General features: G+C 60.2%; 12 protein-coding genes. 4 read left to right on the forward strand and 8 right to left on the reverse strand.

The genetic code is table 11. The features are described from left to right. The 4 genes from CDI09_RS07015 to CDI09_RS07030 all read right to left on the reverse strand — a co-directional run bounded on the left by CDI09_RS07015 (position 1) and on the right by CDI09_RS07030 (position 6,052). The gene (locus tag CDI09_RS07015; RefSeq protein WP_078527305.1) at positions 1-2,100 is read right to left on the reverse strand and encodes an HlyD family efflux transporter periplasmic adaptor subunit; all 2,100 of its coding nucleotides are present in this window, start codon (positions 2,098-2,100) and stop codon (positions 1-3) included. A gap of 19 nt (positions 2,101-2,119) precedes the next feature. Beyond that, positions 2,120-3,457, reverse strand: coding sequence for an efflux RND transporter periplasmic adaptor subunit (locus CDI09_RS07020; RefSeq protein WP_078527307.1), 1,338 nt, complete (start codon positions 3,455-3,457; stop codon positions 2,120-2,122). 20 nt (positions 3,458-3,477) lie between these two features. Then, positions 3,478-4,305, reverse strand: a complete 828-nt coding sequence (locus CDI09_RS07025) for an efflux RND transporter periplasmic adaptor subunit (protein ID WP_078528197.1) — start codon at positions 4,303-4,305, stop codon at positions 3,478-3,480. 97 nt (positions 4,306-4,402) lie between these two features. Then, positions 4,403-6,052 carry a TolC family protein gene (locus CDI09_RS07030; protein WP_078528200.1) on the reverse strand — a complete coding sequence of 550 codons (1,650 nt, stop codon included), beginning with the start codon at positions 6,050-6,052 and terminating at the stop codon, positions 4,403-4,405. A gap of 350 nt (positions 6,053-6,402) precedes the next feature. Here CDI09_RS07030 and CDI09_RS07035 point away from each other — a divergent pair, with 350 nt between their 5' ends. Then, on the forward strand, positions 6,403-16,731 hold the full coding sequence (locus CDI09_RS07035) for a DUF4347 domain-containing protein (RefSeq protein ID WP_078527309.1): 10,329 nt from the start codon (positions 6,403-6,405) through the stop codon (positions 16,729-16,731). 148 nt (positions 16,732-16,879) lie between these two features. Here CDI09_RS07035 and CDI09_RS07040 read toward each other — a convergent pair whose 3' ends face one another. Together CDI09_RS07040 and CDI09_RS07045 are read right to left on the reverse strand one after the other, a co-directional pair. Further along, complete coding sequence (locus CDI09_RS07040; RefSeq protein ID WP_078527311.1) at positions 16,880-18,067, reverse strand: alpha/beta hydrolase family protein; 1,188 nt, start codon at positions 18,065-18,067, stop codon at positions 16,880-16,882. Positions 18,068-18,129: 62 nt separating this feature from the next. After that, positions 18,130-18,546, reverse strand: coding sequence for an aromatic-ring hydroxylase C-terminal domain-containing protein (locus CDI09_RS07045; protein WP_146220815.1), 417 nt, complete (start codon positions 18,544-18,546; stop codon positions 18,130-18,132). A gap of 121 nt (positions 18,547-18,667) precedes the next feature. Between CDI09_RS07045 and CDI09_RS07050 the strand changes: the two genes are divergently transcribed. Both CDI09_RS07050 and CDI09_RS07055 read left to right on the forward strand, forming a co-directional pair. Beyond that, positions 18,668-19,285 (forward strand): TetR/AcrR family transcriptional regulator C-terminal domain-containing protein, encoded by a 618-nt coding sequence (locus CDI09_RS07050; RefSeq protein WP_078527313.1) that lies wholly within the window; start codon positions 18,668-18,670, stop codon positions 19,283-19,285. A gap of 188 nt (positions 19,286-19,473) precedes the next feature. Further along, a complete protein-coding gene (locus CDI09_RS07055) occupies positions 19,474-20,205 on the forward strand; it encodes a copper homeostasis protein CutC (RefSeq protein ID WP_078527315.1) in 732 nt (243 codons plus the stop codon). A 13-nt stretch (positions 20,206-20,218) separates the two neighbouring features. Here the strand turns inward: CDI09_RS07055 and CDI09_RS07060 are convergent, their stop codons facing one another. Both CDI09_RS07060 and CDI09_RS07065 read right to left on the reverse strand, forming a co-directional pair. Then, entirely contained in the window at positions 20,219-21,343 is a 1,125-nt protein-coding gene (locus CDI09_RS07060; RefSeq protein ID WP_167370238.1) for an anhydro-N-acetylmuramic acid kinase, read from the reverse strand. After that, positions 21,340-22,152, reverse strand: a complete 813-nt coding sequence (locus CDI09_RS07065; protein ID WP_236944523.1) for a GntR family transcriptional regulator — start codon at positions 22,150-22,152, stop codon at positions 21,340-21,342. Before CDI09_RS07065 ends, CDI09_RS07060 begins: the two co-directional genes overlap by 4 nt. A 372-nt stretch (positions 22,153-22,524) precedes the next feature. On the opposite strand from CDI09_RS07065, the gene CDI09_RS07070 reads away from it, so the two are divergent. Then, the gene (locus CDI09_RS07070; protein WP_078527319.1) at positions 22,525-24,909 is read left to right on the forward strand and encodes a TonB-dependent receptor; all 2,385 of its coding nucleotides are present in this window, start codon (positions 22,525-22,527) and stop codon (positions 24,907-24,909) included. The last annotated feature ends 103 nt before the right edge of the window (positions 24,910-25,012 follow it).

Consider the following 25,012-nt stretch of genomic DNA (forward strand, 5'->3'; position numbering starts at 1 on the left):
TTACAGACCCGCCTCGCCCATGAAAACCGATATCACCTTACGATAGGTCCGCTGCACGAAGCTGGTCGCGGTTGCGTGGATGCTGGCCATTCCCCTCATGCGCTGCCCTACCGGTGGCAATGGCCCGTCAGGCACGATAACCACCCGATAGACCGCTTCTTCAGGTACGACCGCATGGCTCGTCTCATCCCTATGCGCCTTGATGTGACCACCGTAGGGCGATGCCTGTTCCAATGCATCGATTTCAGGGATCGAGGCAACCGAGATCGACTGCACATGCCCCGTTATCCGCGTAGCATCAGGGCTGTCGGCCCTGAAACTGGCCTGTGCGCCGGGCTGTATGAAACTGATATCCGTTTCATGCACGTATGCCTCGATGGCTGCATGGTCTGGTGTTATGAGCGACCCGATATAGTCATGCTGTTTCAAGGTATCACCGGCATGGATTTCCGGTGGAACATCCACCAGCATCCCGGCAAAGGGCGCGCGGATGGTCAACTGCCTTATCGCTGCCTCGGCACGCAGGCGCTCGGCGGTTTCCTGTTCGATCCTGTCGCGCGTATCATCCAGCGAGGCAGTATCTTCCGTGCCAAACATCCGCTCGGACAGTGTGGCCTCCAGCGTCGCCAGCCGTGCGATTGAAACCGCACGGTCATGATCAAGCCCGGATGAGCGTAGTTCGGCCACGCTCTCGCCTGCCTGCACCACGCTGCCCGCAGGAAGCAGACGCACCACCATGCCCGGATCCGATGTATAAAGCAGGCTCTGTCCCTGTGCCCGCAATACGGCAGGCGCACGAACGGAATGGCTCCATGGCAGTATAAGGAATGCGAGAAGCATGGCAAAAGCCGCTCCCGTAACATGCACGCGGCGGCTGCCAGGCGCATCCAGGGCCTGCCGTGCCCATTGCGCCAGTTCCCCCATGATGGGCCGGGCGACAAAAAACCAGATTTCAATTCCCATCAGGACCACGCCCAGCGCGGGAAAAACCGCATGATAAACAACCAGTGCAATACCGGTGAACAGAAAAAAACGATAAAGCCATGTGGCAATACTGTAACCTGCCAGCATAAGCTCCCGGCGTGCGGGAAAGACCTCGGGCGGCGGGGTATTCTCGCCGAACAGGAGCTTGCGGGTGCGCCAGCGTGTCCATGCAAATGCGCGTTCCTGCAGGTTGGGAATACCCATCAGGTCGGAGAGGATATAATATCCGTCAAACCGCATGAGTGGGCTGAGATTGACCGACAGGGTCAGTATCCATGTGGAACTGCTTAGCGTGAACAGGCCATCCCGTAGTGGCCCGTCGGGCACGATGCTCCAGATAATGGTGGCCAGTGTAGCCAGCATGATTTCGGCCACCATGCCTGCGCAGTCAATGACCAGCCGGTCGCGCGCGCGGACCAGTCGCCACGCATCGGTTGTATCGGTCCATAAAACGGGGCACAGGACCAGAAAGGCGACACCCATGGCGGGTACGCGGCAGCCAAAATGCCGTGCCGCGATACCGTGGCCCAGTTCATGCACCATCTTGCTCAGTGTCAGCGCCAGTGCAATCCCGATTGCGCCCTGGGGAGTGATGAGATGCAAGAACCCCGCCGCATACAGGCTCCATTGCTGTATGACCAGAAACACCGCCAGCCCTACCGCCAGCCCCAGTCCGGTACAGAACGGGCGGGTAAAAAGCCAGTCTGTCAACGGCACGCAGCGTTTGAGGATGAGATCGGGATTGCACAGCCGCACGCGCAGGAACAGGTAATGATGCACGATCCATGACAGCAACGGTGGCCTGCGTGCCTGCCGCGCCAGCAATGCGCTGTCAGTACTGGTCTGGGCCGTGGTCAGCCCGGCCTGCCGCACGAAGGCGGCAAGGGCCATGACATCGGCTGCCTGTACATCAAACGTGGTCTGGTCACTGACAACGCGGGCGATCATATCCGGATCAGCCAGCTCCCAGCGTTGCAGGATTTCCATTTCCATGCCGCCAAGGCGCACGTAACGATGGCGGGCGGGGTCATAAAGGGTCCATGTCGGGGCTCCGGTTACAACGGGGCCACGCAGCAGTTCCAGGTCATCACGCAGGGCGGGCCAGGGCGCGTTCATGCTCCACCCTCCGGCCTGGCTAGAAGGAAAGCCATTGCCGTACTACGCCCAGCGGTTTGCGCAGGGCCCACAGCACAAGCATGTGCCGTGGGCCATAGATGCGTGCAGTGCCGCGCAGGCCAAGGCGGATATCGCTGTTCAGATCGGCACGCAGGGTATAGGCCAGCGTGCCCGCGGGCATGGGCGTACTGGCGTAGGAGGTAAAGACCAGATGCCCATCGGCCGGGTGGTCAGGATGGACATTGTCAAAAAAACGCACGCGCGCATCAGGGGCGAACCGGGCGGCCTCGGTTGCAGGCAGGCGGATCTCGATCCGGCGGGACAGGGCAGGAGCGATCATGAGAATACGCTCGCCTGCCTCCACCGGGCGGCCTGTCCATTCGGAGGGATCGTTATAAAGCGCCAGCCCGTCTATCGGGGCAGGCAGGGTGGCGCGGCGCAGCAGGTCGCTCTGGTAGCGCATCTGGGCTGCTTCCTCGTCAATACGGCCCTTAAGTTCACCGGCCTGCGCGCGGGCCTTGGCATCGAGCATGCCTGCCTGAATGGCTTCATCATACTGGGTGCGGGCTACTTCGAGCGCCTTGCGGGCGACCTGGTACTGGCTTTCAAGCTGCGCGCGCTCCAGTTCCACCACTGGCATGCCGGCCCGCACGGCGGCATTAGGGGCGACATCAAGCTGATGGACGATACCGGCAAAGGGCGCACGCACATAGGTAGGGGCAACCGGCACGACCTCGGCCGGGGCCAGAACCCAAGAATGGACCGGATAGAGCGCCACCAGCAGAACGGCTGCCAGTATGGCGCCCACCCGCCTGCGCACCCGTGTATTGCGTGGTCGGGGTGGTTGTGAGGCGATAAGCTGCCGGCTTTCCGCATATTCGCCCCCGATCATGCACAGGGCCTGGATATCGGGCTTTGTCCACGCATCCGCGCGTGCGACAAGCAGCGTACCCGCGCGGCCATGCCGCCCGGCCAACGGGATGAGCGCGGCGTGCGGGGCCATCCATTGCGCCCACTCATTGCGCAGTGCCGCAGGCAGGCTCCCGACATCAAGCATGACCGGACCCGGCTCGTGCGTGATGCTGTCGAATACCCGGTCCAGCCAGCGTATGTAGGGAGCGGCGGGATCGAACACCGCCGTGCCGGATATGGCCGCAATCCGTGCCATATCCGTGCGGTAAAGGGCCGCCTGCTGGTAGGGCAGGATGTTATGGCTCTCGTTGACCAGCACGAAATCCAGCTCATCGGGCGCACAGGTCCGCAGGCGTTCGCACAGATGCACAAGGGCCGACAGCCGCAGCAACGCGGCCTGCCGCCCCTGCTGCATGCGTGCGGGATCAGACGGGGGCGTGGTCATGATCAGGCGCCCGTCCGGCCTTACTGGCCAAACCGGGCTTCTCCCGTCATGCCCGGCAGCAGGTCCGGGGCGGCCTGGGTCAGTTTGCCATAAACCTTGATGGTCTTGCTGACCGGGTCCACCTTGCCCGAAACGCGGCTGACAGTTGCCGGGTAAGTGGCATCCGTTTCGAGTATGTGCACCCTGAACGGCGTGCCGGGCTGGAGGTGGCGCAGTTCCATGGACGAGACGATCATGGAGAGTTCAAGCGAGATATCATCCAGAATTTCCAGCATGGGGGTCCCGGCTGAAAGATACTGGTAATTATGCACCATTGTATTGGAGACACGTCCGTCAAACGGCGCCTCGATCACGCATTGGGCCACAACCGCGCTGGCCATTTCCAGGTCGGCACTGGCTGCCTGTTCGTCGGCTGCGGCCGAACGCAGGTCCGATACACTCCATTGCCCGAGCGCCTTCATCTTGTTCTGTACATCCAGCAGGCCGCGGCGCTTGATGTATTCGGCATGGGCATGGGCCAGGGTCGCCTTCTGCTGGCCACAGCGGAAGGCTGCCAGAACGTCACCCTTGTGAAAGTGGTCACCATCACGGAAAGGAAATTTTTCAAGCTGGCCCGACATGCTGGCGCTGATCTGCGCACTCATGGGCGTGGTTACCTGCACGCTGGGGGCATGCCGGGTGGCCGTGCTGTCCGGCTCTGGCGCGGGCGGTGTTTCGGGCTGTGCGGCCAGCGGTGCCGTGGCGGCGGCCGGGCTGTCGGCGGGTGCAGGCGGTGGCGCGGCCTGGGCCAGAACCGTGCCGGGCACCAGGGCAAGCATCAGCGCGGGGATAAACGAATATGTACGCATATACACAACCGGCTTTCCTCAATAAAAGGTGCCAGCACCGCCTGAGGCGATGTAGCTTTATAACATTACTTATTAATAATGAGTTAAGGGCGGCGGCTTAGCCCGGCCCGGGACCCGGATGTGCCGTGCCCGTCTGCGCAACAGGGGTGGAAGGCGGCGCAGCCTGCTGCACCGGCACGGCTACGGGTGTGGTGCTGCTGCCCGCATCCGGTTTCTTTACATTGTCGGGCAGGGTCAGGTCGGGCAGGCGGCCGTTTTCCCACAGGGCAATGGAATGTTCGACCTGTGCTGTCAGGTGCTTGAGGTCCTGGATATCGGCATTGGCGGGCACAAGATCCACGCCGATGGAGGCATACAGGTTGGCCAGTGCCTGATGGGTATGTGCAAGGCTGCGGCTGTATTCAAGCTGGCCCAGCAGGGCCGCCATCTGGTGGCGCACGCGGTTGGCCTCGGACTGCGCACCCGCAGCGGAGGCGGATACGGCAAGCTGCTCCATCTGCAGGCTGACATCATTGATCTGCCGCGAGGATTTGAGAAAGTCCACCGCCGTGACATATTTCTGCGCGCTCAGGTTGATCTGGGCCAGAATGGCGACACTCAGCGCAAGGCGGCGCATTTCCGAGAGCTTGACATTGCCCTTGGCCACAGCGATGGCGCGCGGCCCCTGGATCATGTTGATCAGGTTGACGGTCGCCCTGACCCCAATCTGACCCCAGATGTGGTGATAGAGCAGGGCGTTCGAATCAAAGTTGCCGTTCCCGATGGCGCCGATGCCGGGCATCATCTTCAGGATTTCCTTATAGACATCCTGCCGGTCAACCTTCTGCTGGTACACTTCCATGCGCAGTTCGGGGCGCATGACCAGCCCCATGCGCTCCAGCGTGGGAATATCCAGATTGCCCAGCGGCTGCACATCCTGCGGGTGGGTGGCTAGGTTGAGCTTTTCATCCTGCGGCACGTTGATGAGGGAGGCGAGCTGGATCTGCGCGCCGACCAGCTCATCTTTTATGCGCCGCATCTCACCCAGGATCTGGATGATGTTCTGCTGGTAATCAAGCAGTGTAAGCGGGGACTGGAGATGCGCGTTACCTGCATCCTGCGAGGCCGCCAGCATAACTTCCGCATCATGGATGATGGGGTCAAGGCGTGGCAGCATGACCTGGGCTGCCGCGGCTTCCCAGTAATTGGTGGTAACGGCCTTGACCAGATCGTTGATGGCGCGCCTGCGGCGCTCGACGGCGATCAGCGCGCGGAAGGCCTGCTGGCGGGCGGAGAAATAGCTGATCCCCGCATCCATCGCGTTCCATGAAAAGCTGATGTCGCCGCTGCCATGACTTGGCATTTCGGAATAAGAATAATCCAGCGAGCGCTGATTGGTGAATTCATCAATACTTTCAGCAGCATTGTTGTTGCTTCTGTCCGTATAGCCCGCATCGGCCGCAAGGTGCGGCAGCATCTGCATCAGCGCCAGATCAAGCTGCTTTTCCTGCTGGTTGATCTCAAGCTTGGCGACCTGTGAATCATAGTTGAACTTGAGCGCACGCGCAATGGCGGTGCCCAGCGTCAGGTCACCGTCGAGTGGCAGGTAACGGGCCACGATCGTGGCGTGATCCGCATCGGCGCGTTTGATATGGTCGGCCAGTGGCATGGGCTTGGGCCGCATGCCACAGCCCGCCAGAAGCACGATTGTAGAAAGCGCAGCAAAGGAGGCCAGACGTGATCTGGCACAGGTAAGCTGATGCGTCACAGGATTTACCATAAATTCGGGTTTGTGTTCGGGTAAGTAAGAAAAATTTAACCTAAGCTATAGAAAATATGGCCATTATTACCTGAATTTTCATAAGCTATGACTGGTATTGTCCACCTGATTAAGATTTTTCCGTGCTCAATTCCAATTCCTGCATGGTTAAGTATGGTGCCGTCACATTTCTGTCAACTTCATTTGTTGTAATGGGCGAAAAAAAAATGTAGATAAAATGCGATAATTGAATGCGCGACCCCGGCACCCCGCGAAGTGGTAATGATTCAGGTCATGGAATCCATATGGAACCCGTAATCTGGTATTGTTTTACAAATCGTTGATAAAATGGATTTTTCATGCGTCTTATTCTTGAGCAGAGATATCTCTTTGACGGCAGCGTGGCGCATGTCTCCCATCACCATGGAGCAGACAGACATCATGAGCATCAGGGAGAAAATGCCCATGATGCCCCCGTTGTAGATGAAGCCGTCGGCGCTCTGCCCGATCTGCCTGCAACCGCTGGTACACATCCGTCAGGGCCTGAGCGTGATAGTGGAAAAAAAGACAGTTTTACCGACATCGTTTTTGTCGATTCCCGAGTAAGCGACTGGCGCGAACTCACGGCCTCGCTGGGCAATAACGTGGGCGTGGTGGTGGTGGACAACACGCGTGATGGCCTGTCCGTCGTCTCGCGCGTGTTGTCGCACCAGCAGAATCTTAACAGTGTCAGCTTCCTGACCTACGGTCAGGCAGGACAGATCGAGCTTGGCAGCACCACCATAAACGCCGCCACTCTCATGGCGGACAGCACACAGGTTGCCCAGTGGGGGGATGCGCTGGGGGCAAAAGGGCAGATTCTGTTCTGGGGCTGCGATGTGGGGCAGGGGGGCGCCGGGCAGGCGCTGGTGGACGACCTGCATATGCTGACCGGCGCGGGCGTTGCCGCCTCGACAGATGCCACGGGCCTTGGCCCCATGGGGGGGGACTGGACACTGGAGCGCACGGCCGGGCTGGACGGGAATGCGGTGGACAACCCGTTCTCCGCCACGGCCGAGGCAGATTATGACAGCGTGCTGGATGCACCGACGGCCACGGTCAGCATTACGAACGCCAGCAGTACCAGCAACCTGCTGGGCAATGCCTTCTCCCAGAACATCACGTTTTCCAACAGTGCGGCCAATGGCGTGGGCTATGCTCCCTTTGTCGAGATATTCGCGCCCACCAACGCAACGCAGGATACGCCGCTGACCTCGGTAACCTATCTGGGGCAGAGCCTGTCCACCCGGGCGGTCACGCTGGTGAATGTCGATGGCACGGTCGGGGCCTATAATCCGTACAGCAGCGGCACGGATGGCAAGCCGCAGTTCGTGGCGGCGCCTGCGGGCTTCAAGGCAGGCGATACCATGTATGTGGTCTCCCTGCCGTTTGGCAGTTACACGCCGGGGCAGCCCGCCCTTACGCTTACGGCAAATTTTGCCAATAACACGACCGAGTCCGTCGATGCGCCCACCGGTGCGGGGGCACCTGTTACCATCGCTGCGGCTGGTGGCTACCAGTATGGCGCCGATGCGCTCAACGACCCCGGCACCGACCCGACCATTCAGGGCGCGATTGTCACCAATCAGGTTGAGCAGAACATCGTGCAGGTCACTGCCGGTGTCATCACCTCGCCGCGTGGTGAGGATGAAGTGCCTACCGGCCCGGATTACCCCGCCACCTATGAAGTCACCGTCACCCCTGCCGAAGTGACGCAGGATAACGCCATCAGGAACGTGACGCTGAATGTCACCCTGCCTGACAGCGTCAATTACGCCAACAGCCTCATTACCCTGACCGGGGCCGATGGTTCGACCATAAGCGGCACGGCGACCTATGTGCCGCCCGCTGACGGCTCAACGGAGGGCGGTTCGGTCAAGATTACGCTCGATAGCGTGGCCTACAGCGCGCATGCTCCCTACAAGATTGATATCCCGGTCTATGTTGGCCAGACGGATGCGGCCGGGAATTCGATTCTCGATGCCTCTGGCGGCACGACATCGGCCACTACCATTGCCGGGGGCACCGTATCCTATACCGGGAGCTGGACCCCACCCGTAGCCTCTGGCGGCACGGCGACCCCCGTTACGCTGGACCAGACGGTGGACACATCGCCCACCACGTTCAATGCCAAGGCATTCGCGGTGCAGGAGACGGATACGGTCACGAATGCGGATGGCAGCGCCACTGGCCTGGCCAATGGGCAGGTCATGCCCGGCGATACCATCACGCATGACATCCATATCGAGAATTCGGATTATTATTCCAGCACCGGCATGGTGGTCTCCACCACGCTGAGCGATGGGCAGGCCCTGCAGCCCGGCACGAACCCGACCTTTACCTATACCGATGCCACCGGCACGTCGCATAGCGTGCAGCTGGGCAGCGCCTACTGGTCGGCCACGCCGGGCGAGAACGGGCAGACGGTGGTGAAAATGAACATCGCCCAGTATCTGGTCGATAACAACCTGCCCGCCATGGGTGCTGGCAGGCAGGGCACGATCAGCTACGCCAGCACGGTGCTCGATGATTATACGGCTTCGAAAACGCCCGTTACGGAAGACAACACGATCAGCAGCAGCGTGAGTGTCAGCGCGCAGGCAACGGGGCCTGATGGCACGACCTCGCAGGTAAGCGACGATTCAAGCAGTACGCTTTCCGTGCCCAGTGGCGCGACGGGGCTGAAGATCGTGGCCATCAATGGCATTGCCGTTGATGGTGCGGATCCTGTCATCCACGCGGGTGATGCGGTGACCTATGAGGCGACCTATGCCCTCCAGACCGGCACCTACAGCGATCTCGACCTCTCATCCTACCTGCCCCTGCCGCTATACGACACGAGCAACCCTACAGGCACCGGCGCTTCCGCCTTCACGGTGGCCAGCAGCACGGCCCTGTCCGACCAGCAGGCCGGTACCTACAGCGTGGTGAGCGTGCCGGGTGATGTCGATCCGGGTCAGGTAACGGTCTCGACGCAGTCATCGACCAACAGCATCAGCTTCGATATGGGCAGCAGCAACACCCCCGCCGCCACTGACGCTGGCAAGCAGGTGGCCGTGCTGTTTACCCTCAAGGCAACCTCAAGCCCCTTTGCCGATGGTCTGAGTCTGACCAGCCAGGAGCAGTCCACCTTCACCAACGGAAAGAATGGCCAGACGGCCCAGTCCATCCTGTACCAGTCCGCCCTGCAGTCGATTACCGTTGGCGAGCCCGCAGCCGTTATCAAGACCGGCGTGGTGTCGGTCATGGATGGCGCCAGTGCGGACGCATCCGTCACCTACACGCCGCAGGCAACGGGTGAGGGAACGGATACCGATCCCACCACCACCTTCAACGCGGCGGGATCGGATGGCGGCGCTTATGCATCTGTTCCCACCGGTGGCGTGAGCGGCCTTGGCGCGGTCAATGACCTCAATGCCACGGGGGCCGAGGGCGGCGATACCGTGCGCATTGCCTCCACGGTGGAAAATACCGGCTCGGCGGGGATGTACGACCTTACAGTATCGGGCAGCCTGCCTGCCGGGTTCTCTACGGCTGATGTCAGGAATTTCCAGATCACGCGCCCCGATGGCACGGTGGTCTATTCCGCGGCGGATGCCTCGACTGCTGCCAGCAGCTATTTCACCACGGATGGCCTGACCATACCGGCCACATCGGCAACCGCGGCGGTTCTGGCCAAGGGGCAGGACCTGACCATTACCTATGACCTTGCCCTGCCAAGCGCCCAGAACCTTGGTGATACGCTGGTGGCTGGCGCAACGGTGGTGAACTTTGGCAACAGCCCCGGTGCCGTCGGTCAGGGCAACGGGTTCGTGACCAATGGCGTGCCGCTTGGTGGGCAGGCCTCGGACCTGACCGATCCGGCAAGCATGACCCTCCTGGCCCCGACCATCAGCAAGAGTATCAGCGCATCCAACCTGCCCGAAAACGATGGTGTGGATGAATCCGCCTCATCCAGCGGCACCATTGTCAGTGGTGAGACGCGCACCACCACCATTACCGTAGGTGTGCCCGAGGGCACGCTCACGAATGGCAGCGGCGATGTGACCGTGGTGGAAACCCTGCCAGCGGGCATGGACTATGCCGGGTCCTTTTCCGGCACCCTTAACGGTGTGACCGCCTCCAGCGTTGATCCTGCCACGGGTTCCCTGCCTGCGCCAACGGCGGTCAGGAACCAGGACGGCACCACTACCCTGACCTTTGACCTTGGCCGGACGGTTACCAATAACAGTGGTGCTCCGGGCACCATAACGCTGGCCTATAACGGTTATTATGGCGAGAATAACGCTCCGGGCGATAGCGCGCAGATTACGTCAAAGGCCGTGCTGAACTACACCGTGCATGATGACACGGACACCGTTGCCCGCCAGGCCGGCCCCGCCGAAGTGACCGTGACCGAGCGCAAGCCAGCCCTGACCGAAACCATTACCGATGATACGAATGGCCAGGCGCTGTACAGTGGCCAGAAGGTGACCTATACCGTAACACTGAGCAATAACAGTGATGTTACGGCCTATGACATCGCACATGCCATTACGCTGCCCTCCGACCTCAGGGATGTCTCCATCACGGCCGCAGGCGTGACCGCCAGCGTTGCCGATGGTACGACATCCGTCAGCCTGCCCACGCTTGCCAGCTTAGGCCCCGCCGATGCATCCGTGACCTATACCATTACCGGCACGGTCGCATCGAACCTTCCGGCAGGCACCCCGCTCAAGGTAACGGACAACTACACCTGGCACTCGGCCCCCCAGGCGGATGTGCTTGCTGATTCATCAGGCTCATCGTCCGGTTCGGGCAGGCCGGCGGATGTTCCCGAAGATTATACCGCCACGGTGAGCGATGCGCCGAAGGTCGGCACCTTCGCATCCGTGCTTGATATCGTGGGCGAACAGAACGGCACCACAAATGGCGTTTCCGCCACCTCGCCCGTCACCGCTGCCGATACCGTGCCCGGCGACCGGGTCACCCTGCAGGGTGCGGTCTCGATCCCCAAGGGGCAGAACCAGGATGTGGTGCTTACCCTTAAGGTGCCTGACAATGTGCAGCTTGATCCCGCATCGCTGTCCCTGCTGCTGGCCAGCCAGTCCGGACAGATCACGTCGTCCACCCTCGGGGATGCCCTGCAGTTCACGGAAGGCACGACACCGGCCCTGAGCATGCAGGCTGGCGGCAAGACCTTCACGCTCACGCAGGCGGCGCAGGATGCGCTCAACAGTGCCGGTGCCGCCATAACCGGCACGACAACGGATGCCTCGGGCCAGACCGTTCTCACGATCAACCTTGGCACGGTAACCAATAACGATCCGTCATCCGTGCCCAACTACGCCATCATCGAGGTAGCGGGCACGGTGCTCAATACGGCGGCCAACAGGGATGGCAATCCCGCCCTGCGCGAAAGTCTGTCCGCCAGCACGTCGCAGATATCTACAACGGCTTCCACCGTGAGCGAAACGGTCAGGGAGCCCGGCGTCACGCTGGGCAAGGCGGTCACCGCGATCGACTACAAGGATGATACCGTCACCTTTACCGATACCCTGACCAATACCGGCGATGCCACGGCCTATGACGTCGCTCTTGATGATCCGCTTCTTACGCAGCAGGAATCCCTTGATGGCGCGATCACGGCAACGGGCGCGGGCACGGTGGACACCACGATCAATTCCAGCGGCAGCGTGGCGGCACAGAGCGGCGGTGCTATTGTCACCAACGGCCTGACCCTGGGCGTGGGCGCGAGCGAGACCGTAACCTATACCGTCAAGCTGTCCGACCTGACACAGGGACTGGCGCAGACCACGACGGATGTGACCTGGGAATCACTCGGCAACGCCACCCCCGCGACTTCGGGCGGAACGGAGCAGAGCCGCGATGGCTCGGCTGGCCCCGATGGCGCGGCGCCGGGCGCCACCAACAGCGCCGATACCTATGAGCGCTCCGTTACAATGGGGCTGGGCACGCTGTCGGGTCAGATATGGCAGGCGCTGGGCAACACGCCCGGCACGTATGACAGCGTTATTGACACGGCGCTCGATGGGGTGGGGGTTACAGTGACCGCGCGCGGGCAGGATGGCACCTATGCGACCGGCCTTGTGCAGTCGGGCATTGCCACCGATGGCAGCGGTGATTACGCGGCGCTGGTGCCCGTTTATGGCACGCCCACATCATCCATTGCGGAAATTACCGTGCCGACCCAGGGGGGCAAGGATGGCCTGCCAGCCAGCGAGACGGAAGTCTACAACCGTGATGGCGCGGCCACCGCTGCGACAACCGCCATCAACGCCGATGCGGACTCAACCACTGGCATGAGCGCAACCCATGCCGACCTGGCCTATGAACTCCCTGACACTGCTCCCGTCATTACAGGCTGGCAGGACACCACAGCCCCCCATGTCACCACCGCAGGCACCGCCACGGCGATAGGCGATGGCACCGTGACGGTGGATGACCACGAACTGGACACGTTGACCACGAAGGAAAGTAGCACCTACACCTATGCTGGCACCATGCTGACGGTGCAGCGTTATGTTGATGGCAAGGCCACTCCTTCGGCAACTGACAGCTTTGGCGCGCAGGCAGGCAGCGGCGTGACCATGGCAGATGGCCAAGTGAGCGTGAACGGCATCGCCATCGGCAGTTATACCGACAGGGGCGGAGTGCTGCAGGTCACTTTCAATGACGCCGCCACAAAGACCAGCATCGCCACGCTGGCGCAGGACCTGACCTATACCTGCACGCCCACGGCAACCAACCCGGCCACGCAGCTTGATGTCACGCTGGGGGCCACGTTCTCTGACGGCAACACCAGTCTTGCGGGCCAGCAGGTGGCTACCGGCGCGCAGGGTACGGGGGGCGTGCAAACAAGCGCGCCCATGTTCACGCGCGTAAGCGTGGGCGGTTCTTCTTTCGCCACCACCTTTACCGAACCCAATGATACCCCGGCCGCAGCCGCTGCGACGGACCTTGGCTCCTATGTTTCGGTGGAGGATGCATCGGGCACGGGTAATGGTTCGATCCAGAAAGTTACGATACAGATCAACGCCGCCATGGCGGAGGACGTGCTGGCCGCCACCACGGCTGGCGGCATTACCGCGAGCATGGACAGCGCAACCGGCACCCTTACGCTGACCGCAGGCACCGCCACCACGTTGCAGAACTGGCAGAGCACGCTGGCCAGCCTGAAATATTATGACAGTTCCGACACCCCCCTCGAGGGCGCGCGGAACGTGAGCATATCGGTCTTTGAAAATGGGGGCGCCGCTCCCATCGTGACAAACGGCACGATTACGGTGACAGCCGCCAATGACTCCCCGGTGCTCGATCCGTCCAAACCGGTTTCCCTCAATGATGCGCAGGAGGATTCCGGCCCGCCGCAGGGCGCGGTGGGTACGTCCGTTTCGCAACTGGCAGGCTATGCGGGGGCGACGGATGGGGCCGGTAACGTGACTGACCCTGATGGCGCAGGCCTGACCGGCCAAAGCCCGGCGGGCAGTACATCGTTGCCCGGCATCGCCATTACGGGAGCCGATACCACGCACGGTATATGGTGGTACAGCACCGATAACGGCCGGACATGGGCCGAATTTGCCGGAAGCGGCGCAAGCACCGCCGTAGGCTCTGGCAATGCCCTGCACCTGATTGATAACGGACAGGCACGAATTTATTTCCAGTCCACCGACCCGAACTGGAATGGCGGGGTCAACAACGCGCTGACCTTCCGTGCATGGGACCAGTTTGATGGCGCGGCCAATGGCAGCATTTCGGCGCTGCCTGCAACGGCAGGGCTGGGCACGGGCGCCAACACCGCCGGATCGGCCTATTCCGCCGCCGTGGACAGCGTCGCGCTGATGGATGACAACGTGAACGACGCCCCGAACGTGGTAGCTAACAACAGCGATCCTGGCGCAACGCCAGTAACGGGAAACCAGCCAGCCTCGTGGACAGTAGCGGAAGACACGCCGCAGGCAACGACCGTGCAGGGGCTGTTCGGCAGCTATTTCTCGGACCAGACCGACCAGCAGAAGAGCGCCACCAACCCCGATGGCTCCATAGCCAACACCATGGCGGGCGTGGCCGTAATAGGCTACAAGCCCTCGGCTGCGGGCACATGGGCCTACTCCACCGACGGGGGCAAGACATGGACACAGCTTTCAGCTTCCGTTTCGACCACGAATGCGCTCGTGCTGTCCACGGATGCCCAGCTGCAGTTTACGCCTGCGGCCAACTATAACGGCCAGCCTTTAAGTGGCGATGACCTCAAGGTCGTGCTGATCGACAATTCGGGCGCCTCATCGGGTAGCCCGACCCTTGTGGGGACGAACGGGCAGGCCCTGACCACGGCGGATGGCACGCCGCTGACCGGTGCGGCGCTGGATTCCGGCACGATGGCGGTAGCAGGAGCCGATGTCTCGACCCGTGGCGGGCAGACTGCGCTCAGCGTTGGCACGGTTGACCTGTCCACTGCGGTGACGCCGGTCAATGACCCGCCAACCATGGCATCAGGCCCCTACACGCTGCCTGATGTGACCTCCAACAGCGGCGATAGCGCCAATACGGGCACCACCATTGCCAGCCTGTACCCCAATGCCGTGCAGGACGGGGTCGATGCCCAGCAGAGTACGGCCGACCCGACCGGTTCCACCGCCGACCATCTGGCTGGCGTGGCCATTACCGGCAATACGGCCAACCCCGCAACCGAGGGTACATGGCAGTATTCAACCGATGGTGGCAAGACATGGACGGACGTGCCCGCCAATGTCTCGGGCAGCAATGCCGTGGTGCTGGGCGATCAGGCCACGCTGCGCTTTGACCCCGTGCCGAATTTTACCGGCACGCCGGGTGGGCTGACCACGCAAGTTGTCGAGACCTCGAGCGACGTGCCGCTGACAGGCAGCAGCAACGGGGTTGCCACCAGCGTGACCGGGCAGGCGCTTGATGGCACCGCCACCGCCCTGACGGGCGTGGACATCACCCAGATGCAGAAGGACCATCCCAACGGGTCGGTCAGCACCAACAGCCAGCCGCTTGATGTCACGGTTACACCGGACAGCCATGCGAATGTCAGCATTCCACCCGGCCAGGAAGACCAGCCCGGCACGAAGGAGACGGTCTCGCAACTGTTCACCACAACCGACCCGAATGGTGTGGGCGGCGTTGCCATTACTGGCAATGCCACTCCGGCCAACGAGGGCACGTGGATGTATTCCGTGCCCGGTGGCACGGCGCATGCGCTGCCAACCGATCTCACCACCACCAATGCGGTGGTGCTGCCCAAGGATGCGCAGATCTGGTTCCAGCCCGCACCCAATTTCAATGGGGATCCATCCAACATCTCGCTTACGGCAACGGTGATCGATAATACGACGGCTACCGCCTTCACGGGGGCGGATGGCAGGGCTGTGGTGGGTGATGCCATAACTGGTGCTACAACCGGGGTTGATGCCAGCAATACCGGCGGCGGCACGGCACTTGATGTGGTTCCGGTGCAGGTGAACACCAGTGTTGCACAGGTCAATGACGCGCCGGTTGCAAGCGGCAGCGCCACGTTGCCCTCGGCTGATACCAACAGCCAGCAGGTCAGGGGAGATAGCGTTTCCAGCCTGTTCGGGCCGACTTTCTCCGATCAGGCCGACCAGCAGCGTAGCGCCTCCAATCCTGGTGGTTCGGTGGCCGATCAGTTGCAGGGCATTGCCATTGTGGGCAATGCGGCCAACCCGGCAACGCAGGGCACATGGCAGTATTCAACCGATGGTGGCGTGACGTGGCAGAATGTCAGCACGTCGGTTTCCGCCACGGCGGCGCTTGTGCTGCCTGCCAGCGCGGAGATGCATTTTGCCCCGGTAATCGGCTTTACCGGCACGCCAGGCGGCCTGTCCGCCGCATTGGTGGAGACCAACAGCACGCTGGCCACGGGCACGACGGCACAGGTGGCCGATGTCTCGGCAATGATGGCGGATGAGACCAGCCATGTCTCGCAGACCACCGTGGTATTGAATACAAACGTGACACAGCAGGAGGGCAATCCTGCCCTTTCGGGCTCGACCCTTAACAATGACCTCAGTTCATCCGATCTGCTCAAAACATCGGTAGAGGACGGGTTCGAGAACGAGTTCCAGCGTGGCTTTGGTGTTGCGCACCAGACATGGATACGCGGTACGACACTCTACCGGTTTGTGACAACCAACCAGCAATATGATGTTGATGTGCCTGCCGGCGCCTTTATCAGTTCAGATGGAACAGACCTCAACCTGACCATTACGGCACGGCAGGCAGGCGGCGCACCGCTGCCTGACTGGGTCTCGTTCGATGCGGATCGCCGCTGTTTTTCCATGATCGCGCCGGATGACGCCACCGGTTCCATCGATCTGGCCCTTATCGGCCGTGACGAATATGGCCATGAGGCTGAAGTTGATGTGCATGTGGTGATCGGGCACGAACATCCCGCATGGCAGATGGCCGATGATCCATCCATTCCGCAGGCGGTGGAACGGGCGATACAGGTGGTGGAGCAGGACATGAACTGGCTTGCCTTCAATCCCGATTTCCATCGGGGCTCCGAGCCAGCCCATGGCAAAAAGGGGCTACGTGCACAGATACGCCAGATCGGCCAGAGAGCCGCGTATGCGCGCAGCCATGATCTGACCAATCATTAGGGCGTATCATCACTGGCACGCAGTCCAATGATGCCTGAGTGACAGCGAACGGCGGCGGATGAAGGATTTTCCTGCTGCCGTTCAACGCGCCGCAGCCACCAGCGGGATTAACTGACGGCCTGCTCTGGCGCCTGTAAAAAACGGGTAATCAGCTGAACCTGCGGACCATCCAACTGAAGAAAGCGGCGTGCCAGAGTGTTTGGGCACCGAGCTGGCAGTGTTCTGCGCCACCCGAAAGGGTGTTAAAGGTAACGGTCTCGACGGATCGCGCGGCAGTGCATGTTTTTCCGAAATCTTCGGCCTGAGATGCAGGGATGAAGTGGTCGTGTTCACCGACAAGGATCAGAACATCGGCAGTAATTCTTCCAGCGACATCCCTGAGTGTATAGGGGCGCATGGCCGCGACCGCTTCGGGCAGGGTGCTGACGCCAAGGGTCCAGCAGGCATTGTCGAGGGCCCAGACGAGATCGGGATTTTTCATGGCAGCGGGGTTCAGCGCGAGGGCGGCATAGCGATCGGCGATACTGCCCATGTCAAACAGGACATCATAGGCAACGACGCCGGTAATGCGGGTATCGAAAGCAGCGGCGCGGGGGGCAAGGTAACCGCCCATGCTCATGCCGACCAGGACGGTTTTTTCTGGCCGGAACCCGGTGGCCTCGAAATGATCCAGAATGGCGGAAGTGGGTTTTTCCCATTCCGGAGTGAACGTGAGGCCGTATTCGCGCAGGACACCACCCTGACCGGGGCCTTCATAGGTCAGAACGCCATAACCCCGGTCATGTGCGGCTTTGACAAGGACGAAATACAGTTCTTCAAGTGTGGAATCATAGCCGCCCACGAGCACGACAAGCGGTTTTTTCTGCCAGCCATCGGGACCAGGATAGAAAATGCCGCGGAGGCAGCCGGTTTCGTATGGAATGGTGAAACGTTCATGGACAATGCCAGTCAGTTTCAATCCGTTATCAAACGCAGCGATTTCCCGTGTCCAGGCGGTTTTGCGGCGCGTATCATCGGGGCGGAGAAGAAATTCGGCGGTGCGCCAGTAATTATGGGCGCGAAGCCAGGCATAACCCTTGCTGAGCGGGTCGGCACAGGCGGGAATACGGTCTTCGGTGCGTATGGCCAGCGCGGAAAAGGCATTGAACCAGGCATCCGTGTCGCCATCGGGGATGGTGCTGATCGCTGTCAGCACCTCGTTAAGGTCAGCACCGTTCGCAGCGATGTCATTCAGGGCACGGAGGGTCTGAAAATGGAAGGTCTGGTTACGGAAGAACCGGGAAAGACCGTGATCGACCGTCTCAGCGGCGGCCGGGCTATTGGAGACGTCTGTCATTGGTTGCAGAACTTTCTATATAATAATATGAGGGTTTTTGCTTTATTTTTTATGTGGTAATGCTACTGCACGTAGCCATCCGGGCGAATTAATGCAGATGAAATGCAAGTAAAAGACGGGCTGTCATGAATACAGTCCGCCGTTATGTGCTTCACGCCATGTGGGTCCAGCCATTCGGGCAATGCTGAAACGCCCTGCTTTTGTGATGCAGCCGCCAGATGCACCCATCCACCCTTTTCCATGCAGGCATAAAGTGTTGCCGGTTGTTTATCGATCACCAAATCAACATCCGGAACGCGTTTGTCGGGTGCCAGACGGGCCGGTAGATTTCTGGGAACAGCCATGTCGTATCCATATGCAATATCAAACCCGCAAATTTCCCCGGCGGGGCGACGATTTACATCAGGAAAAGGCAGAATCTCATTCATTGTATTGCGCAATGACAGATTTGGCGGCGTAAAGTCTGTTGCCAGCGCCATCTGCGCCACAGATCAGGACGTCATACGAAGTTTTCATGGACGGCTCCTTTTCAATCTAACATTGTTAGATTACGAGGCTAACGGCATTAGATTTGGTGGGCAAGGAGGAAATGGGAACGCCGTGAGTCGAAAAATTGTAAAGGAACAGGTTGTCAGTTCAGCACTGCGCCTGCTGGACAGGCTGGGTATGGAAGGGCTGACAATGCGCAAGGTGGCGGATGCGCTGAATGTGCAGGTACCTTCGCTCTACTGGCATTTTGCCAATAAGGATGCATTGTTCGAAGCCGTGGCGGACAGATTGCTGGAACAGGTCGCCACGACTGCGGTTGCTGGTGAAAAGTGGCAGGATACGTTTTTTAGAATTTCCTGCGAGGTGAGGCAGGCATTGCTGGCTCACCGCGACGGGGCCCGCTTTCTGGCGCGGACCTATCCTCTTTCCGATAATGTGGCCCGGATCAGCTCACAAATGATTTCCAGCCTCAAGGCAGCCGGTGCAGATGATCGCACAGCCACCTGGGGCACTTTCTCCACCCTTTACTTTGTCATTGGCTTTACGATCGAAGAACAGGCATTTGCCGAAAAACGGCCTGATGACATTCAAAGTCCTGATCTTCAGTCTCTTCTGCTACGTTATCCTGTGGCTGCCGTGGCGTGGCAGCGGATACTGGAGAGCGATGCGGATGAAGGTTTCCATTTCGGCCTGAATATGTCCCTCCAGGGGCTGGCGCACCGTCTTTAGCCGGTCTGTCGCGCAGTAACCTTCCACCGGGTTTCGGGGTACGGGTCAGGTGCCTGTTCGTCATTTTGAATAAATGACAATCACGCGGAAGGATGGACGGGCTGACTGTATCCGGAAGGGCGAATTCCTGTCATTCTCCGCAGATTCAGGGTCAATGCTCGAGAAACGATGCTGGCAATAGGTATTTCATGACGCATGTTGAAATCTGCGTGGAAACTCCGCAGGGCATTGCCGCAGCCAATGCGGCCGGGGCTGACCGGATCGAATTGTGCGCCTCGCTTGGCGTCGGGGGGCTGACACCGAGCGCGGGGCTGATGCGTTGCGCCACACGGGGCCATATCCCGGCCCTGGCCATGATCCGCCCGCGTGCCGGGTCGTTCATATTTGACGGTGATGAGGCCGCCGTCATGATCGATGATATTGATGCCGCGCGGGCAGCAGGCCTGAAAGGGGTGGTGCTTGGTGCGATCACGCCCGATGGGGTTCTTGATCGTGATCTTCTGCTGCGCCTGTCCGATCATTGCGCGGGCATGGAGCGGACCCTGCACCGTGTGTTCGATCTGGTGCGTGATCCGGCCGAGGCCCTGGAGTTTGCAATAGAGGCAGGATTTACCCGCATCCTCACCTCGGGGCAGCGTCCCACCGCGCTCCAGGGGCAGGCGTGTCTGGCGCGCCTGAATGCACAGGCCGCAGGCCGCATTGTCATTCTGGCAGGCAGCGGCGTGAACGCAGGCAATGCCGAAGCATTGATCCAGGCTACAGGCGTGAGCGAAGTCCATGCCTCCTGTCGGCGGAGCGTACAGCCTTTGGCGGATGATGCCGGGTTTGGCTTTGGTCCGCTGCCTGGCCTGACCGACCCTGATGCCATCCGCGCCCTTGTGGCAGCCGCACGGAGGGCAGGCGCTGGCGGTTCCTGCTGATCGATGGGGCCGTTTACGCTGCCCCGGTTTTACGTATCCATGCGGGCACGGGCATCAGGCCCGCACAGGTCAGGCGGCCGCCTGACAGGTTATCCGGTCCGCCCGTAATCGTGGGCGCGGATATCGGCAGGCCGTGCACGCTGCGTGCGGCAAGAAAACCGAAGCATTGCGCCTCCAGCGCATCCCCGTTCCAGCCAAGGCGGTCTACAGGCTCGACCGGGGCGCCCAGCGCCGCCTGCATTGCGTGCATGAGAATGGGGTTATGCCGCCCGCCCCCACAGACATACCAGCGTGCCGGCCGCGTGGGCAGGGGCGTGCGACGAATGGCTTCAACGGTAAAAGCGGCAAGCGTTGCCGCCCCATCCGCTGGCGTGCAGCCCGATACCCGGTCGAGTGCTGCGGCGAATGTCTGGCGGTCCAGCGATTTCGGGGCAGGGCGCGCAAAATAAGGGGCTGCCAGCAGGTCTTCCACAATTGTCTGGTTGACCGTGCCCGTCGCCGCCAGTTTTCCATCCACGTCACATGCCGTGCCCGTATGGCGCAGGGCCCAGTCATCAAGAAGGGCGTTGCCCGGGCCGGTATCGCAGGCATGGATCGTGCCGTCCGCATCAACCAGCGTGATATTCGCGACCCCACCGATATTCAGTACCGCGACCGGTTTGGGGGCATCCTGCAGCAGGGCGGCGTGAAACCATGGCACCAGTGGTGCGCCTTCGCCACCGGCTGCAACATCGGCGCTGCGGAAATCATGGATTACGGCGAGCCCCGTTGCGCGTGACAACTGCTGCGCATCCCCGATCTGCCATGTGTGATGGCGGTCGGGGGCATGGAGAATGGTCTGGCCATGAAAGCCGATCAGATCGACATCAGGCACAAGGGCCTGCAACTGTTGCACTGCGTCGATATGGTATCGGGTAATCTCGTGCTCCACGGCCATCAGTTCCGGGCTGTCCGGTGAGAGGGTGGCGGCCTCGTCCAGAATTTTTCGGGCACGCTGGCGCAGTGCTGCCGGGTAGGGCAGACTCAGATCCGGCCCGAATTCCGCGACCCGTTCACCATCCGTGCGGATGACAGCGGCATCCACCCCATCAAGCGACGTGCCGCTCATAAGGCCGATGACAGTGAGCATGCGATTCATTCCTGTATTCCCGCAGTCCTGAGTTCCACCACGAAATCATAAAGATCGGCACGATAGGATGAGAACGTGACTTCAAGCACCCGGCCATCGGGCAGGAAGGAGCGTCTTTCGATATCCAGTATGGCGCTCGGGGTATCGAGATGCAGCAATTCGGCCTCATGCGCGAAAGCCAGGCGCGAACGGATGCGTTGCAGCGCCCTGACCGGCAGCAGATCACGTTCCCTGAGGGCTGCGTAAAAGGAATTCCCCACGCTGTCAGGGTCATCCAGGTAATGTGCTGAAATGACGGCTGTCTCTACCGCCATGGGCTGGCCATTGGCTGTCCGGATCCGTTTGAGGCGCAGGACACGGGCAGTGGGGGCGATGCCCAGCGCCATGGCTTCATCTGGGCTTGTGCGCGCCACATGCTTGTCCAGCCAGATTGAGCCGGGTTCATACCCGCGCGCGCGCATATCTTCTGAAAAGCTCTGCAGAATGGAGAGGGGCTGTTCGATCCGGCCCGATACGAAAGTGCCCGCCCCGGGCTTCTGGCTCAGGATACCGGCGCCAACCAGTTCCTCAAATGCCTTGCGGATGGTCACGCGTGATACCCCGATCCGGTCCGCCAGTTCGCGCTCGGGGGGCATGGCGTCACCGCGCTTGAGCGCGCCGCTGGCAATGATGTCACGCAGCCGGTCGCCCACCTGCAAATAAAGGGGCTTCCTGTCATGCGGGCTGGGGGTCAGCGCCGTAAAAAGCTGTTCCGGTGTCATGTTACCCTTTACGCGCTCCGTATTGCCGGTTGATGGCGGCAGGCAGCCCCGCGCCATGATGTGCAGCGGCGCATCCGCCCATTGTCGGCAGCACCCGGCATGCAGGCCATGTGTGCCGGGCCATGCCGTGGCGGATTCTGATGATTTTCCCCGTTCTCATGCTGCACCGTAATACCAAAAACATATCAACTCAATACCTTGGTTGGTAGACGAATCTGGTGAAATTTATAAATATAACTATATTACAAATAGTTAGTTCAGGAACGTAAATTTTAACAAGATTCGAAAACGAAATGACTTGCCGTTGCATTGTGTATTGGTATTTTATTGGACTTGTCGGGTCCGCGCAGGCGCCCACATTCACATCACGACGGGAGCAAAGAAATGGTACGCCGTCATACATGTTGGGTATTGGCGTCAGGCTTTCTCATGGTCATCCATGCGCCAAAAGCAGGTGCCGCCGCCACTTCCGATCGCAAGGAGGGGAATACATCCCCCAGATCCACCATCACGCACAGCGCAAAACCAGCCAGGGTACAGCCCGCACCCGCGCAGTCCCCCACGGGCATGATGGCGCAGCAGGCATCGCCTGAGATCCTGCACGTGCATTCAACACTGCAGACCGCAACAGGCGTGACCGGCACGACGCCGGGTGGTGGTCTTATGCCGCCCCAGACGGCGGCAAAATCGCTTAGCGGGCTGACAAGGGATTTTATCGCCAAGCAAAGCCCGACCAGCAATCCAACCACCATGATTGCAAGCCTGCCGGGGGTTGTAACCGGTAGTGGTGACCCGCTCGGCACCAGTGACCAGCAGGTCAGCCTGTCGGTTCGTGGCCTGACCCAGTTCGAGCTCGGTTATACATATGAAGGCATACCGGCGGCGGACCCGCTGAATTTTTTCATTTTTACCGGCACGACGGCTGATAACGAAAATATCCAGAACCTGGGTCTGGCACAGGGATCAGCCGATATTTCCGCTCCCCTGTACAATGCGGTCGGTGGTCAGTTGACTGAAACCCTGCGCAATCCGTCGCAGCATTTTGGTGCACTGGTCAATGTTGCCTATGGTTCATACAGCCTGAACCGTGAATTTGTCCGGCTCGATAGCGGGGAAATCGGGCATACCGGCATACGCAGCTTCGTATCCTTTTCTTACGAGGGGGCGGATAACTGGCGCGGGTCCGGGTACGGAACGCGATATCACGTCGATGCCAAGGCGGTTAAGGAATGGGGGAAGGATAACCGCGCATCCTTCGTCCTGTCCTATAACAGCCCGACCGGCTATTATCTCAAGACCCCGTCAATGTCCCAATGGAACCAGCTGGGCACGAAAGCGAATTATGATTCGCAGTTTGGCAAGGGGGATGCATCCTATTACCGGCTGTATGGAAACCAGCGGAATTCGCTCATTCTGGGCGCGCCGGTACATTTCCATCTCACGCATTCACTCAGCGCGGATGTCACACCTTATTATACCTACTTCTGGGGCTATGGTAATGGTGGCACCACCCTGCCAACGGGCTACAGTTATGTGGGAAACCAGAATACTGGCGCGCTTGACGTAAACACCAGCGCCAGTTCCATCATAGCTGAGTCGGTTGATACTTTCTACGAACGCCATGGCGGGCTGAATACGGCCCTGCACTGGAAGACAAAACATAATACGCTCTCGATCGGTGACTGGTATTCCTACTACACCCAGCAGGAACACTCACTGTTTGAGCAGACGGACGCCAATGGCCATGTCGCCTCCATGACAGGGCGCAACCCCATCTATACCCAGGCGGGCCTGGCGCTGTCGCGTTACGATATCAATTTCTTACAGCAGACAAATTCCATTTATATTGATGATGTATTTACTGCCTTCAACAGGCGGCTGACAATCGAGGCAGGTTTCAAGGAGGCCATGGTTTCACGCACGTCAACCCAGTCGGTTCCCGGTGCTCATTACATGACCACAGCCAATTATGCCGAACCGCTGCCGCAGTTTTCAGCCAGTTTCAAGATCACGCCGCATGACCAGATCTATGTCAACGGCACCACCGCCTTCCGTGCCCCATCCTCCATCCTGACAATGGCGGATTACTTCAGCACCACCACCGGCACGCTTGCGCACAGCCGGGCGACCAATCTATCACCTGAATATTCAATCGGTGAAGAAATCGGATTCCGTCACTACGGCCTTGTCAGTATTTCTGCGGCCCTGTTTAACTATAACCTGACAAACCGGCAGCTAAGTTCGACCGTTTACCTCAATGGTGTTGCAACCACGGCTTCAATTAATGCAGGTGGCCAGACCTCACGGGGGGCGGAACTCGAAATCGGGCTGCGTCCGTGGCACCATTTCAGCCCTTACCTGTCAGGGCAGTATCTGCATGCTACAATTGACAATAACCTGGCAGTAGGAAGCGATTATCTTCCCACGCGGGGCAAGATGGCCGTCAATACGCCAACCTTCTCGGGGGCCCTTGGTCTGGCTTATGACAATGGTTCCCTGTTCGGCAACTTTAACCTTAATTATGTTGGCGCGCAGTATTCGACATTTATGAATGACGAGAAAATTCCAGGCTACATGACAGCAAATGTAAGCATGGGTTACCGTTTCCGCAATGTGGGCTTTGTCAAGCATCCGCAGGTGCAGCTTAACCTGATCAACCTGGGCAATAGTGGTTATCTATCAGGTGCCTCCAGTCTGGTCGGCAACGCCAAGGCCACACGTGGCCTGCGCGGAACGACTATTGCGGCCCAGACACCGCTTTATTACGTAGGCGGTGGCTTTGCTGGCGTGGTCTCCGTTACCGCAGGGTTCTGAAGTTTTTCATGGCGGGCGATAGGCGGAACTGACAACCGCCCGCTGCCGGAAGCGCGGGCGGCCAGCGTGTCAATGGCGGGTGGGGCAATCTGGCACGTGCGCC

The organism is Komagataeibacter nataicola (assembly GCF_003207795.1).
GTDB classification, from domain to species: domain Bacteria; phylum Pseudomonadota; class Alphaproteobacteria; order Acetobacterales; family Acetobacteraceae; genus Komagataeibacter; species Komagataeibacter nataicola.